This is a genomic window from Diaminobutyricibacter sp. McL0608 (assembly GCF_039613825.1).
GTDB lineage: Bacteria > Actinomycetota > Actinomycetes > Actinomycetales > Microbacteriaceae > Diaminobutyricibacter.
This window is the reverse complement of the sequence record NZ_CP154826.1, coordinates 2,840,562-2,853,995: the sequence shown is the minus strand read 5'-3', so window position 1 is coordinate 2,853,995 and position 13,434 is coordinate 2,840,562. Positions and strand designations below refer to the sequence as shown.

Annotated in this window: 13 protein-coding genes, 1 tRNA gene and 2 pseudogenes; 9 read left to right on the top strand and 7 right to left on the bottom strand. The window is 66.1% G+C overall.

What is annotated here, in order from left to right:
* Positions 1–2 precede the first annotated feature (2 nt).
* From AAYO93_RS13585 to AAYO93_RS13575, 3 genes are all read right to left on the bottom strand, one after another.
* Entirely contained in the window at positions 3–1,223 is a 1,221-nt protein-coding gene (locus tag AAYO93_RS13585; protein ID WP_345761714.1) for an acyltransferase family protein, read from the bottom strand.
* A gap of 129 nt (positions 1,224–1,352) precedes the next feature.
* On the bottom strand, positions 1,353–3,245 hold the full coding sequence (locus AAYO93_RS13580) for a helicase-associated domain-containing protein (protein WP_345761713.1): 1,893 nt from the start codon (positions 3,243–3,245) through the stop codon (positions 1,353–1,355).
* Between the two features lie 39 nt (positions 3,246–3,284).
* Positions 3,285–3,560 carry a hypothetical protein gene (locus AAYO93_RS13575; RefSeq protein WP_345761712.1) on the bottom strand — a complete coding sequence of 92 codons (276 nt, stop codon included), beginning with the start codon at positions 3,558–3,560 and terminating at the stop codon, positions 3,285–3,287.
* Positions 3,561–3,615: 55 nt separating this feature from the next.
* Between AAYO93_RS13575 and AAYO93_RS13570 the strand changes: the two genes are divergently transcribed.
* On the top strand, positions 3,616–3,996 hold the full coding sequence (locus tag AAYO93_RS13570; protein ID WP_345761711.1) for a cold-shock protein: 381 nt from the start codon (positions 3,616–3,618) through the stop codon (positions 3,994–3,996).
* A complete protein-coding gene (locus tag AAYO93_RS13565; RefSeq protein WP_345761710.1) occupies positions 3,989–4,744 on the top strand; it encodes a DUF3027 domain-containing protein in 756 nt (251 codons plus the stop codon). The genes AAYO93_RS13570 and AAYO93_RS13565 overlap by 8 nt, the downstream gene beginning before the upstream one ends.
* Here AAYO93_RS13565 and AAYO93_RS13560 read toward each other — a convergent pair.
* Together AAYO93_RS13560 and serC are read right to left on the bottom strand one after the other, a co-directional pair.
* Positions 4,685–4,855 (bottom strand): annotated as a pseudogene (locus tag AAYO93_RS13560) (DUF2530 domain-containing protein); the annotation flags it as partial. The gene AAYO93_RS13565 and the pseudogene AAYO93_RS13560 overlap by 60 nt on opposite strands.
* A gap of 30 nt (positions 4,856–4,885) precedes the next feature.
* Positions 4,886–6,000 (bottom strand): annotated as a pseudogene (gene serC / locus AAYO93_RS13555) (phosphoserine transaminase).
* A 112-nt stretch (positions 6,001–6,112) separates the two neighbouring features.
* On the opposite strand from serC, the gene AAYO93_RS13550 reads away from it, so the two are divergent.
* From AAYO93_RS13550 to AAYO93_RS13535, 4 genes are all read left to right on the top strand, one after another.
* Complete coding sequence (locus AAYO93_RS13550; protein ID WP_345761709.1) at positions 6,113–6,808, top strand: metal-dependent transcriptional regulator; 696 nt, start codon at positions 6,113–6,115, stop codon at positions 6,806–6,808.
* 354 nt (positions 6,809–7,162) lie between these two features.
* The gene (locus AAYO93_RS13545) at positions 7,163–7,972 is read left to right on the top strand and encodes a C40 family peptidase (protein ID WP_345761708.1); all 810 of its coding nucleotides are present in this window, start codon (positions 7,163–7,165) and stop codon (positions 7,970–7,972) included.
* 362 nt (positions 7,973–8,334) lie between these two features.
* Positions 8,335–8,832: an HNH endonuclease gene (locus AAYO93_RS13540; RefSeq protein WP_345761707.1), complete on the top strand. Its 498-nt coding sequence runs from the start codon at positions 8,335–8,337 to the stop codon at positions 8,830–8,832.
* A 24-nt stretch (positions 8,833–8,856) separates the two neighbouring features.
* The gene (locus AAYO93_RS13535) at positions 8,857–9,798 is read left to right on the top strand and encodes an NAD-dependent epimerase/dehydratase family protein (protein ID WP_345761706.1); all 942 of its coding nucleotides are present in this window, start codon (positions 8,857–8,859) and stop codon (positions 9,796–9,798) included.
* Between the two features lie 7 nt (positions 9,799–9,805).
* On the opposite strand, the gene AAYO93_RS13530 is transcribed toward AAYO93_RS13535, so the two are convergent.
* A complete protein-coding gene (locus tag AAYO93_RS13530; RefSeq protein ID WP_345761705.1) occupies positions 9,806–10,210 on the bottom strand; it encodes a hypothetical protein in 405 nt (134 codons plus the stop codon).
* Positions 10,211–10,284: 74 nt separating this feature from the next.
* Here AAYO93_RS13530 and AAYO93_RS13525 point away from each other — a divergent pair.
* Positions 10,285–10,356: transfer RNA gene (locus AAYO93_RS13525), tRNA-Arg, on the top strand.
* Positions 10,357–10,382: 26 nt separating this feature from the next.
* On the opposite strand, the gene AAYO93_RS13520 is transcribed toward AAYO93_RS13525, so the two are convergent.
* Positions 10,383–11,054: a tyrosine-type recombinase/integrase gene (locus AAYO93_RS13520; protein ID WP_345761704.1), complete on the bottom strand. Its 672-nt coding sequence runs from the start codon at positions 11,052–11,054 to the stop codon at positions 10,383–10,385.
* A 1,010-nt stretch (positions 11,055–12,064) separates the two neighbouring features.
* On the opposite strand from AAYO93_RS13520, the gene AAYO93_RS13515 reads away from it, so the two are divergent.
* Both AAYO93_RS13515 and AAYO93_RS13510 read left to right on the top strand, forming a co-directional pair.
* Positions 12,065–12,688 carry an HNH endonuclease signature motif containing protein gene (locus AAYO93_RS13515; RefSeq protein WP_345761703.1) on the top strand — a complete coding sequence of 208 codons (624 nt, stop codon included), beginning with the start codon at positions 12,065–12,067 and terminating at the stop codon, positions 12,686–12,688.
* Entirely contained in the window at positions 12,688–13,395 is a 708-nt protein-coding gene (locus AAYO93_RS13510; protein WP_345761702.1) for an endonuclease/exonuclease/phosphatase family protein, read from the top strand. Before AAYO93_RS13515 ends, AAYO93_RS13510 begins: the two co-directional genes overlap by 1 nt.
* Positions 13,396–13,434 lie beyond the last annotated feature (39 nt).

Here is a 13,434-nt window from a genome sequence, read left to right as displayed (position 1 = left end):
GATCAGAGGACGTCGACGTCGATCATCGTCGCCGGCGGCTCGGGAAGCAGCGCCCATCCGAAGACGAGGACTGCGGCGGTGAGGACGCACAGCACCGTTCCGGTCCTCCCGCGAGCCCACCCGGCGTGGAAACGGACCGGGTTCTCGACGAATCGGTGGGAGAGAGCTGCCAGAACGGTCGCTATGCCGACGACCGTCGCCGTCATGAGCCAGCCGGTCAGGCCCGTATTCAGCGTTGTCAGCAGCACGATGACCGGCCAGTGCCACAGGTAGAGGCCATAGGAAATCCGTCCCACCCAGCGCAGCGGCCGCCAGCCGAGAAGCGACGCGACGGGACCTCCCGAGCCGTTCGCGATGAGGCCGATCAGCCCGGCCGACAGCGCCGAGTGGAGGAACAGGCCGCCCGTGAACAGCCAGGTCGACCGGGTGCCGTCGGCCATCACCCAGATCGCCGCGAGCACCAGGATCAGCGCCACGCTGATCCCATCCCGCCAGAGGCCGGTCACCCGGCGCAGCACTGAGCGCACCGGACCGGTGGCCGCGGCGGCGCCGAGGAGGATCGAGAACGCTCGCGTGTCGCTCCCCATGTACGCGCGGGTCGGATCGGCCGGGTCGACGAACGCGATCATCAGGGCGAGCGAGACGCCGGCCCCGACGAGCGCGATCGCGGCCACCCTGCCCTGGACTCGGACTCCCCTCCACGCGACGAGCAGCACGATCAGCGGCCAGACGAGGTAGAACTGCTCCTCGACCGAAACGCTCCAGAGGTGCTCGAAGACCCTGTCAGCGCCGAAACGGTTCCAATACCCGGCCGCCTCCGCAATCATCCGCCAATTCGTGAGGTTCGCCGCGACCCATGGCCCGTCCGAACGCGTCGAGCGGACAAGATCCGCGTCTCCGATCATCCACACCGCCGCCGCGACGACGCACAACATTGCCGCCAGGGCGGGAAGGAGGCGCCGGGTCCGGCGGGCCCAGAAACCCAGTAGTGAGATCCGGCCGTTTATGGCCGTCTCCCGCAGGAGGAGGTCGGTGATGAGATAGCCGGAGAGGGCGAAGAAGAGGTCTACCCCGAGGAAGCCTCCCGCGAACGAGCCGGTGTGGAAGAGGAGCACGCCGATGATCGCGATCCCGCGGATCCCGTCCAGCGCGGGAACGTACGAGCGTCGTGCGGTCGGGGGCGCCGTCGAACCGGGTGCGGGAAGCGTCAGGGATGGTCTCATGCGAACCACGATCCCGGACTGGCGTCTCAGTGGGTTCCGAATCGTGTCGCAGGGGTGTCGCAGTGGGCCGATCATCCCGCAATTGCGCGGCTAACGCATCGGCCCGCCGCACGTTTAGGCGCCCGGCAGCTAAGGGCCTTCGCGGAGACCCTGGATGCTCGACAACGGCAGCGTGCGCTCGATGTCGGCATCGCGGTCGCGTCCGCGCAGGCGACCGCCCCCGATGCCGGTCGGCTCGAGCACATAGTCGACGACGCGTCCGTCGGGCATAGCGACGCTGACCGTGATGGTCGCCTTGCCGCGGATGGCGCTGGTGATCTGACGCGCCATCCACTGTTCGCTGGTATCGGACTCTTCAGCCAGCTCCGCGGCACGCAACCTTTCGACGAGGGCCCCGGCGGGGTTCGCCTCCTCCGATCCGGTCGGGCGCGCGACCCGGTGACGGTGCAGGCCGACGATCGTTCCATCGGCCTCCTCTGCGGCAACGGGGTAGCGGGCGTCGCTGAGCGCCCAGAACACGACGTCGCGCGGGAATCTGCTGACGAGCCGCGTCGCGCCCGTCCGGGTGAGCGCGATCGGTCTGAGAGCCTGATCGATTTCGATCGTCTTGAGCAGTTCGCGATCCTCTGAGTGGATGAGGGTGTGGGCGGATTCCTCCGCCTCACCTGTCGGGCCGCCGGACCCGCGAATGGCGTCGAGGTCGCCGATGCGCACGCGACCGTAGCGTTCCGCCGCGTCGGTGATCAGGTAGTCGAGCGGTTGCGGGACCCCGGTGAGGGAGATCTCGGCGAGGAACGACCGGATCGAGTCCGCCGTCTCTCCGGCTGCTATCGCGCGACCGAGGCTGCCGGCCGAGACCCGATACGTGGATGCCAGCGCCCGGCTCTCGACATCGGCGATGGTGCGCAGCCTCGCGTCGATCGCCGGCGCCAGCGGGCCGGGCGAGACGATCGACAGGTCGTGCTGGAGGTAGACGCGGTCGACTTCGGGAGGGAACAGCGAACCGATGGCCGCAGCCGCATCATCCGGTCGCGCCTCGAGGAGCAGGGTTCCCGCTGTGCTCGGGATCTGGCGGGCGGTGATGCCGAGCCATTCCGCGTCGCGAGTGTATGCGGCAACCCGAAGCTGCAGGGCTGCGCCGCCGGCCGGATACGCCCATTCGACGAATTCGCGCAGATTGTCGCCCCAGGCCGCGTGCGCGCGTTCGGCGAGAACGCCCCGCAGGTCGGCGGGCAGTGCGTCGCGCCACGCCATCGCCAGCGCCTCCCAGCGGTCGGCGGTCGGCTCGTGCTGCCACTCCGCGCCTTCATCGGTGGGCAGCCAGATCGTGTTCTCGAGAGCGATCAGGCCGGCGCGTGCTGCCACAGAGACGACGGCCGGGACATCCGTGACGTCGATCGCGAGGGCCGCGCTGATGCGTTTGGTGGCCGGCAGCGCCAGTCCGCCCTTCTGCAGTTCGCGTGCCCCTTCCCGGGTCAGCTCGGCGATGAGCTCGGTGACCGTTGCGACAGCGGCGAACGCGCGTTCGGACGAGAGCCGATCGGTGAATCGCTGCTCGGTGTCCGGCACGGGCGCGAGCGCGGACGGTGGCGGGGCCTGGATCAGTGCGGTGGGGCCCGGCAGCCCGATGGTCGGCCAGGACGCCAGCTGCGCGCTCACGGCGTCGTACGGCGCGAACGAGTCGCCCTCGCAGTAGACGAGGAGCGCGGACGCCAGGGCGTCGAGTCGGCCGCGGACCGCATCCGTCGACTGCACGGGAACCGCGCCGCTCGTGGCGAGGGCAGCCGCGACCGCCTTCGGCGTGAGGGGCGCGGATGCGGTGAGCGCCGCGAGGACCGCCAGCGTCGGTCGGTCGAAGACCGTCAGCGCGCGCTGCACCGACTCGCGATCGAGGAGCGCGTCGGCGAGGTCGAAGAAGTCGGCCACCCCGTAGCGCGGAGTACCTCTCTGCTGGATGATCGCAGCGAGCGAATCATCATCGACCGCGCGCAGGCGGGCGGCGAGCGACAACGCACTCGTCATCGGAGGCTCCGGCGCCCGCGCACGTCAGCTGTTCCGGCCTCAGCGCTGCGAATTACGATTCGCGCGGCTCCTCTGCCTGAAACTCTCGATGAGCACCACGATGAGCAGCACGAAGGCGATCGGCAGGCCGATCAGCGGGATGAAGAAGATCGTCGGCCAGATCCCGCTCCCCGAACCCTGTGCCGCGAATGCGCCCATGGCCGTGCCCGCGATGATCGCCACAATGGCGAGCACAGACAGGATGAAGAGGCCGGCGATGATGAACGCAAGGGTGCGTTGGAGGCGGCTCGGGGCCGGCGGGGTCTGTTGGGTCACGAAATCAAGGATAATTGAGGTTGGTCACAAGATTCCCCATGTGAAAGAGGTTCCCATGCCTACCGGCAAGGTCAAGTTCTACGACGACGAGAAGGGCTTCGGCTTCATCAGCTCCGATGACGGCCAGGAGGTCTTCCTGCACGCCTCGGCTTTGCCCGCCGGCACCGTGGTCAAATCGGGCACACGGCTCGAGTTCGGCATCGCCGACGGCAAGCGCGGCGCGCAGGCGTTGTCGGTGCGCGTTCTGGATGCGCCGCCCAGCCTCGTGAAGATGAGCCGCAAGTCGGCCGACGACATGGCGATCATCGTCGAAGACCTGGTGAAGCTCCTCGACGGCATCGGCTCCAACCTCAAGCGGGGCAAGTACCCCGACAAGGCGCACGGTGCGAAGATCGCGGCCGTGCTCCGCCGTGTTGCGGATGACCTGGATGCCTGACGACGACGAACTGAGCTCACCCGACAGTGGATCGGCCGTTGCCGATCGCGAACTGATCGCTGCCGACGCAGCCCTGCTCGAATCCGTCGATCTCGCGCGGAACGCACTCCTCGATGTGACGCCTGCGGAGACCGTCGGTCCCGTCGTCGGCCACATCGTCGAGGGCGAACACGTGCTCACCCTGCTCTTCGAGTCCGCTCTGCCCGGCTACCCCGGGTGGCGCTGGTCGGTCACCATCTCCCGCGTCGACAGTGAGGCGGAGCCGCTCGTTCTCGAGACGGAGCTCATGCCCGGTGAAGCCTCGCTGCTCGCACCCGACTGGGTTCCGTGGTCGGAGCGCCTTGCCGATTACCAGGCCTCGCAGGAGGCACTCGCCGCCGAGGCCGCGTCGGACGACGACGAGGACGAGGGCGACGAGTCCGACGACGAGGAGTCGGACGACGAGGACGACGAGGAGTCGGACGACGACGACGAGGACGACGACGAGGATGAGGATGAGGACGACGGAGACGTCGTGCCTGTCCTGCACAGCGGCGACATCGACGGTGTCGATATCGACTTCGACGATCCCGATCTGGACGACGACGCCGACCTCGACCCCGCGCTCGACCTCGAGGCCGAGGAGTCAGCGGCGCTTGATGCTGACGTAGACGAGTCCGACGACGCCGAGGCCGATTCCGATGATGACGGTCCAGAACCACCACTGGTCGCCGGCGGCGGCGAGCGGGACGGCGAAGACCAGCACTAGAACGAGCGCGACGAGCCAGAGCACGAGGCCCGTTGCGATGGCCTTCCGGTCATCGGTCGCAACGGGCACCGGGTCGGGCCGGCGCTCGCTGTCACGCAGCCAGAGTCTCATCGTCCGCTCGCTCGCTGGGGCGCATCCGCTTCAGCCCAGGCGTTCCACGACGTACTCGATCGACGAGATCAATGCGCGGACGTCGTCGGGCTCGATCGCGGCGAACGTCGCGACGCGCAGCTGATTGCGGCCGAGCTTGCGGTACGGCTCGGTGTCGACGATCCCGTTGGCGCGGAGGATCTTCGCGACGGCGGCAGCGTCGACGGAGTCGTCGAAGTCGATCGTCGCGATCACCTGTGAACGGTGGGCGGGGTTCGTGACGAACGGCGTTGCGTAGTCAACGCGCTCGGCCCACTCGTAGAGCGCGCCCGACGACTCGGCCGTGCGCGCCGACGACCAGGCGAGACCGCCGTTGGCGTTCATCCACTCGACCTGGTTCTCCAGCAGCAGGAGGGTGGCGATCGCAGGCGTGTTGAGGGTCTGGTTGAGGCGCGAGTTGTCGATCGCGTTCTTGATGCTGAGGAACTCCGGAATGTAGCGGTCGCCGGCGGCGATGCGCTCGACGCGTTCGATCGCAGGGGGGAGAACAGGGCGAACCACAGGCCGCCGTCGGAGGCGAAGTTCTTCTGGGGCGCGAAGTAGTAGACGTCGGCCTCGGACGCGTCGAAGTCGACGCCACCGGCAGCACTGGTCGCGTCGATGACTGTGAGCGCGCCAGCGTCACCGTGCACGCGACGGATGGGCGCCATCACTCCGGTCGACGTCTCGTTGTGAGGCCAGGCATAGACGTCGACACCCGCGACGGGCTCCACCTCGGAGCGCGAGCCGGCCGGCGCCTCGATCACGTGTGGGGCTTCCAGCCACGGTGCCTTCGCCGCCGCGGCGAACTTGCTGCTGAACTCGCCGAAGACGAGGTTCTCGCTGCGCGTCTCGATCAACGAGAACGCCGCAGCATCCCAGAACGCGGTCGAGCCGCCGTTGCCGACCACGACCTCGTAGCCGTCGGGGATGCGGAAGAGGTCGGCGAGGCCGCTGCGCGTGCGACCTACGAGATCTTTCACCGGAGCCTGCCGATGCGACGTGCCCAGGAGGGACGCGCCGGCGCCTGCGAGGTACTCGAGCTGCTCCCTGCGGACCTTGGACGGCCCGGCACCGAATCGACCGTCGGCGGGCAGCAGTTCAGAGGGAATAGTCACATCCGGCATAAACCGAGTCTATTGGCACTTGTGGATAGGAGGAGCGAGGGTGTCATGCCCAGCCAGTAGGCTCTATAACGTTGTTGACGCCCGAATTCTGGGCGCTGAGGTGGAGGTGGCGATGACCGATCTGATTGATACGACGGAGATCTACCTCCGCACCATCCTCGAACTCGAAGAAGACAACATCGTGCCACTTCGTGCGCGCATCTCGGAGCGGCTCGGCCACTCCGGTCCCACTGTTTCGCAGACCGTCGGGCGCATGGAGCGCGACGGTCTCGTGGTCGTCTCGGGCGACCGCCACCTGGAGCTCACCGGCGACGGCAGGCGCAAGGCCGTTCACGTCATGCGCAAGCACCGACTTGCAGAGCGCCTGCTCAGCGACGTGATCGAACTCGAGTGGGAGTACGTGCACGAAGAGGCGTGCCGCTGGGAGCATGTGATGAGCGAGCAGGTCGAGCGCAAGCTGCTCACGATGCTCGGCCACCCGACCGAGTCCCCCTACGGCAACCCCATTCCCGGTCTCGACGAGCTCGGCGATGCGCCGGATCCGCGGTCGACCCAGGGACTTCTGAACCTCGTCGACCTGGTCGGTGGACAGAATTCGGGGGTGACTGCCAGCATCCGTCGCCTCGGAGAGCCGGCGCAGGTCGACCCAGAGCTTCTCCTCCAGCTCAAGCAGGCCGGCGTCTTTCCTGGCTCGACCGGTACTTTCTCCGCCGCCGGCTCCTACGTTCTCGTGCAGATCGACGGGTTCGAAACAGGCCTCGAACTGCCGAACGAACTGGCAGCGCACATCTTCGCTGACGCCGCATAACTGTTACCAGTTTGTTAAAAACCCCTTTGGGGGATGTGACAAACCGAGCGGTGTCCCGTAGTGTCGAACGAGTTCACAGGCCAGAAGCCGGCCGCTGGACCCGGAAAAGGACGCTCCACCCCCCATCCCGTCTCCTTTACCGCGAAGCCGAAGCTATAAGCATCAAGGACGGGGCAGCTACCTAGTGCTGTCGGAGCGCAGGAGGTTTATACCTTGGCCCCATTAGGTACACCCGATTCTGAAGAGAATCGCCCCGAACCCGATCCGACGACCCCGCACAGCGCAACCCCGTCGAACGACTTCGCAACCCGCAGATCGCTGCGCGCGGCGGAGTCGGCATCGAAGGATCGTTCCGTGAAGTCGGCCACACCGGCAGTGCCGCCGGCCAGGCCTTCCAACGTCGCCCCGCGATCGTCCGCCCGCGCATCCGTCGTCGTCCCGGTTGCAGCAGCGAAGAAGCCTTCCCGCAAACGTGTCAAAGGCAGCGTCATCAACATCGCCGTCATGACCCTTGCGGCCGGCCTGGTCGCGACCATGGCCATTCCCGCCTACGCCTTCAACCCGCAGTCTGCCGAAAGCGCGCAGTTCAAGACCTCCGCCATCGACGGTATGAAGAAGGCACAGCCCCAGAGCGTGCAGGTGTCGCAGACCGTCGCCCAGGCCGCCGTCACCCGCGACGCGGCCAGCGCGACGACAGAAGCAGCGCTGGCGAACCAGAGGGCGGAAGCCGAGCGCCAGAAGGTCGCTGTGCAGTTCGCCGCATACAGCCGGGCCTACAGTGGCCCGTCGGTCAGTGATTTCCTCGCCAACCCGCCGTATCCGAACTTCAGCCTCGGGCAGGTCTTCAACGTCGCCAAGCAGTACATCGGCACGCCGTACGTCTTCGGCGGTGCCACACCCGCCGGGTTCGACTGCTCCGGTTACGTGATGTTCGTCTACGCGCAGTTCGGCATCTCGCTCCCGCACTCCGTCTCCGGGGAGGCTGCACGAGGCAAGACCATCTCGATCGCCGATGCTGTTCCCGGCGACCTGATCGTCATGCCCGGCCACATCGGCTTCTACGCAGGCAACGGCAACATCATGGACGCCCCGGATTCAGGTCGTGAGATCTCGATCCGCCCGATCTGGACCTCGGACTACTACGTCGTCCGGCTCGGAATCTGACCTCGTCACATCCACTCCGCTGACCCCAACGGTCCAGCAACACTGTGTGAACAGTGGGTTTCACAGCACGGAATCGGCGCGCCTCGAATATGTGGCGCGCCGATTCTGCGTTAGCCTGATGCCCTGACACCGTGAGAGATCCCGGGAGTGCCACATGGTTAGGTCGTGCAGCGTCCACACCGCGGACGCGCGCGGCCTTTTCTACCTCCGGCACAGCAGTCAAACCTGCCGCCACCATTCCGTGGCTTCGATGGGCGCTGTCCGTGTGACAGTGCCCTTTTTGTTTGTCTGCACCCGTTTTCCGACCGCTGTCGTTCCGCCGAACGTCTGGAAGCCATCCAGCCGGTTCAGAAAGGGTTGATATGCGCACACTGGTCCTCAATGCCGGCTATGAGCCGCTCGCCGTCGTGTCCTTCAAGCGGGCTCTCGTGCTCGTGATGAATCAGAAAGCCACGGTCGTCGAGATCGACGAAGACCACCCGGTATGGGGAACCTCCGGCAGCTATGATCGGCCGGCGGTGATCCTGTTGACGCGTTATGTGCGCATCCCGCGCGGTCGCTCCGTGCCGGTGAGCCGTCGTGGCGTGCTCCGACGGGACAGCCACCGCTGTGCTTACTGCGGCAAGACGGCGACCACCATCGACCACGTCATGCCGCGGTCGCGCGGGGGAGCCGACAGCTGGGAGAACCTGGTCGCGTGCTGCCTGCGCTGCAACAACCTCAAGAGCGACCGCACGCCGTCGGAGATGGGCTGGTCGCTCCGCTCCGACCCGCGGATGCCGCACGACGTCTCGTGGGTCGTGCGCGGTGTCGAGAGCACGCAGCCGAAATGGGAGGGGTATCTCGCGCCCGCTGCGTGAGACCCACAGCGCGATGACAGCGTCATGACCGCTCCGCGGCACGTCGTGTTCGGGGCCGGAGCCGTGGGGCTCGCGACGCTCGACGCCCTGCGGCGGCGAGGCGAGCAGGTGCGGATGGTCAACCGCTCGGGCCGGGCTGATGTCCCGCCGGATGTCGAGGTCGTCGGCGGTGACGCGAGCGATCCGGAGTTCACGGTTTCCGTCACGCACGGCGCGAGCGTCATCTACCAGGTGCTGAACCCGCCGTATGCGGAGTGGACGGCCAAGTTCCCGCCTCTGCAGGCAGCCGTTCTCGCTGCCGCCGAAGCCGGCGGGGCGCGCCTGGTCAGCATGGAGAATGTGTACATGTACGGGCGTCCGGCCGGTCGTCCACTGACTGAGGATCGCGCCTACGATGCGCACACGAAGAAGGGCCGGCTGCGTGGCGCGATGGCGCGCGAGCTGCTGGAGGCGCACCGCGCCGGGCGCGTCGAGGTCGCGATCGGGCGCGCATCCGACTATTTCGGTCCCCGCGGGGGAGCGCAGTCGAACCTGGGCGACCGGGTCATCCGGCCAGCGCTTGCCGGAAAGACGGCGAGCGTGCTCGGTGACCCCGACCAGCCGCACACCTACAGCTACATCCCCGACATCGGTGAGGGACTCGCGGTGCTGGGTGAGCATCCGGATGCGCCCGGTGCCGTCTGGCATCTCCCCAACGATCCGGACACGCGCACCACCCGCCAGCTCGTCGACATCGTCTACCGTCTCGCAGGCAAGGACAAGACGCGGCTGCGGGCGCTGCCGCCCGCGTTGCTGCGCGGGATCGGAGTGTTCAGCGGAACCGTGCGCGAACTCGTCGAGATGGAGTACCTCTTCGAGGAACCGTTCGTCGTCGACAGCAGCGCCATCGCCGAGCGGCTCGGTGCGCGGGCGACCCCGGTGGAGCAAGCGTTGGCGGAGACGCTCGAGAGCTACCGGATGCAGTGAGTCGCGTTCAGCCGGATGCGCGCTGGGTGAGCGTCAGGTCGTCGAGCCAGGCTTGAACGTCGGCCTGCGTGCGCGGCGAGTTCCTGTACGCATCGATGTGGGCGACCACGTCTGGGCTCCAGGCGTTGAAGCGGCGGATGATCGCTGCGCGGGAATTCGGATCGGACGCCGGGGCGTCGAGGGAACCGTTCTTGCTCCGGTCGGCCTTCGCGGCGAGGAACAGCTCCCCGCCTTTCGTGCATTCCTGCCGTAGCCAGGCCTTCAGCCACGGCTCATCGTCGGAGATGGCGTCGATGTTCGCGCGAAAATCTGCGAACCGGCGAGCGATGCGGTCTCCGCCGATCAGGTCGGACTCCGTCAAAAGCAGTCCATCCACGGTGTTACGGGTCGCTCTCAACGCATCGTCGCTCATCAGGCAAGCGTAACCCCGGGCGGAGCCTGCGGTGACGCCGTCTTAGCGGCCGCTCCGGTAAACTCGGCTGGTCAGCCTCTGTAGCTCAATGGAAGAGCAGTTCCGTCCTAAGGAAAGGGTTGGGGGTTCGAGTCCCTCCAGGGGCACTTTTGGATGAAAATAAAAGTGCTGATCAGCTGCTAGTTTCAGACGATTTTTCCTCTTCATTTTGAATCCGTGCCCACATTTTGCCCACATCCTTGGCCATGACACGGTCATTCAAGCGCTCGGCTACATCGCCCAGGTCATCGTCGAAGAGATCCGCGTAGGTGTCCAAGGTCATCGCCGCGGACTTGTGCCCGAGCATGCGTTGGAGAGCCTTGACGTTCGCTCCCGCGCTGACCGCGAGGCTTGCGGCAGTGTGTTTCAGGTCGTGCGGGGTCAATCGCTCGATTCCAGCGTCGCGGAGGGCCGTCAGCCACCAGGACTGTCGACTCTCACTGGTGTCGGGTCGCATGAGGTAGCCGTTCAACGGGCCGGCAAAGACAAGCGCGTTGAGCGGCTTGTCCGCGCACAGCTGGGCGAGCGAAGAGTCCAAGAACTCGGGAAAGGGCACGGTTCGGGCTTCCCAGCTCTTTGGTGGTCCGACGTGAATGTAGCCCTCGACCTCCGTCGCTGATTCTCGGACGCGAATCCGGTGGCGATCAAGGTCGATGTCGGCGCAGTGAAGTGCGACGGCTTCGCCCCACCGGATCCCTGTGTAGGCGAGGGTGAGGATCAGTGTGCTGCGCATCGGATCGTGGACGGATTCGGCGAACCGGAAGACCTCTTCGTCTGTCAGATACCGGCGCTGCTTCTTGGTCACCTTCCGAGGCAGATTCGAGAGCCCACGTGCAGGATTCCGCGCGAGGCGGCCGTCTCGGACGGCCACGTCGAGAATGCCAGCGAGAATCCCGACTGCCCGGATTACCACGCTCGAAGATCGCGGCTTATTCAAGTGCTCGCCTCGAGCACGGACGGTTGGCGCTTTACCTTGACCGAGCTCACGGACCCACTGCTCGACCGTAGAGGGTCGGATCCTTCCGATGGACGTTCCTGCCCAGCGTGGGGCGACGTAGACTCGCCAGGCTGTTGAGAGGGGGGAGAAGCTAGATGGCTTGAGCGCTTGCTCCTTATTCGCAAGCCACTCGGCGCCGAGCTCTCCGACCGTGATCCGCGCCTCGACCGGGTCCAAGTATGACCCGTGCGCTTTCGAGAGCTCCACCGTGGCGAGGAAGAGCTCTGCCTCGCGCTTGGTGCGAAAGCCCCGCTTGTCAGTTTGGGAGTGATCAGGCTTTCGATAGCGGACACGGTAGCGCCTGCCACTCGCGGTTTCGTATGCGGCTACCGAGCCCATGCTCTCCTCCCCCGAGTGCGAATGTGAGGCTTCTACTTGATCCTAGGGAGATCCCCTGACAGATGTCATTCCATCGTCGATGTCCGGAGGTGTTGCTCAAGCGTCATCCAGAAAGCATGGCCACCGTTCGATCGTCTCTTCAGCCCTCCCGCCCGAATACCTTTGACACCTGGTCGAAAGTGAACTGAATGCGCAGCTTGGTGGCCATGTCCTGGGTAGCGAACATCCCCGGTTTCCAGAAGCCTTGTTCCCGTGGAACGGCGTGCTCCCACTCGACCGGCGCAGCCCACTCGGCTCTATCGTCGGCATCGTCGGCATCGTCGGCATCGTCGGCATCGTCGGCATCGTCGGCATCGTCGGCATCGTCGGTATTGTCGCCGTCGTGTCGATAGGCGAGCGCGCTCGAGTACCTAGACTGTCTACATCATGTCCAGCCCGATTTTTGTGCTGCCCTACTTCTGACCCGACCGAGGAGAGATGTGTACGAAGTCGGAACCACAGTCCCTGTCGGCAGGATCACCTTCACGATCGAGCGCTACAAACCGCGCGAAGATCTCCTCGATCGGAAGTCCTGCGTCCACGAGGAGAGCGGCTGCCTTCTCTGGACCGGCGCGCTCGACCGCGACGGGTATGGCCTGGCCTCATTAGAAGGACGCACGTTCCGGGCGCACCGTCTCAGCTACGAGACGCGCGTTGGCCCGATCCCTGAAGGCATGCAGCTGGATCACACGTGCGAGCGGCGCGATTGCATCCGGCCGGAGCATCTCGAGCCGGTGACCAACTTCGAGAACACCGTGCGCCGCTTCCTACGGCAAGGCGCGACGCGCGAAAGGGCAGAGGAGCTCGCTACTCAGGAACTCGATCGGATGGCCGAGTCTCGCAAGGCCGACCGCTATGCCAGGGAGCAGGCGGCCGCTGCCGGGATCCGCAAGGGGATGCTCGTGCGAGACGGACGCAAACAACCCGTCTGGAAGGTGCTCGAATTCTTTACGCCGACCGTCGGTGCTGACGTAATGCTTGTGGTGAAGCCGGCGGACGGCGAGACGCCGCGTCGTTTGGTGGAGTTGAAACGCGCAAGGATCGTCGAGATGGTCGCTGAATAGTGCGCCGCATCGCGACGATGAACATCAGGCGCGGCGGTGGCGCTGCCGAGCGGCTCGCGCGCGTCGTCGCGACGCTTGAGAAGTTCGACGCCGACGTCCTAGTCGTGACGGAGTTCCGCGTCGGCGCGAACGGCAAATTCCTCGTCGACGCTCTCATTAGTTCGGGCTACGAGGTCACGCACCCAGACGTCACGCCCTCCGCCAATGCCGTGCTCATCGCGAGCAGGTCTCCGATCCTTAGTGCGCGGCCGATGGGCGAGAGCATGGCCGACCGGCGGCATCTCTGGGCGGCCGACCTCGGCTGGACGACCCTGGGCGGCGTGTACATGCCGAACCTGAAGGCGAAGCTGCCGTACTGGGACGCGCTCATCACCGAAGCCGCCGCCGGCGTCTCACGACAGCTGCTGATCGGCGACTTCAACACCGGCGACAACCTCCTAGACCGCGACCCAAAGGGAGTCAGGTACGAGGGCGCCGACAGGATCCCGTTACTTCTACGGGCCGGCTTCACCGATGCTTGGCGGACGCGACACCCGGCGATCCGGGAGTACTCCTGGTTCTCGAACTCAGGGAACGGCTTCCGACTCGACCAGACGTATCTCCAGTCGCGGCTGGAGACGATGGTGGTCAGCTGCGAGTACGACCACACTCCGCGGCTAGACGGGGTAACTGACCACTCCGCGATGATCCTCGGCCTCGCCGTCTGAGTGTGGAGAGAGACGGCTTATGCGTCGACCCTTTGCGCG

Excerpts from the sequence above, each read along its gene's own strand:
- AAYO93_RS13535 (WP_345761706.1), top strand. The coding sequence starts at position 8,857 with ATGACCGCTCCGCGGCACGTCGTGTTCGGGGCCGGAGCCGTGGGGCTC.
- AAYO93_RS13570 (WP_345761711.1), top strand. The coding sequence starts at position 3,616 with ATGCCTACCGGCAAGGTCAAGTTCTACGACGACGAGAAGGGCTTCGGC.
- AAYO93_RS13540 (WP_345761707.1), top strand. The coding sequence starts at position 8,335 with ATGCGCACACTGGTCCTCAATGCCGGCTATGAGCCGCTCGCCGTCGTG.
- AAYO93_RS13530 (WP_345761705.1), bottom strand. The coding sequence starts at position 10,210 with ATGAGCGACGATGCGTTGAGAGCGACCCGTAACACCGTGGATGGACTG.
- AAYO93_RS13580 (WP_345761713.1), bottom strand. The coding sequence starts at position 3,245 with ATGACGAGTGCGTTGTCGCTCGCCGCCCGCCTGCGCGCGGTCGATGAT.
- AAYO93_RS13550 (WP_345761709.1), top strand. The coding sequence starts at position 6,113 with ATGACCGATCTGATTGATACGACGGAGATCTACCTCCGCACCATCCTC.
- AAYO93_RS13585 (WP_345761714.1), bottom strand. The coding sequence starts at position 1,223 with ATGAGACCATCCCTGACGCTTCCCGCACCCGGTTCGACGGCGCCCCCG.
- AAYO93_RS13565 (WP_345761710.1), top strand. The coding sequence starts at position 3,989 with ATGCCTGACGACGACGAACTGAGCTCACCCGACAGTGGATCGGCCGTT.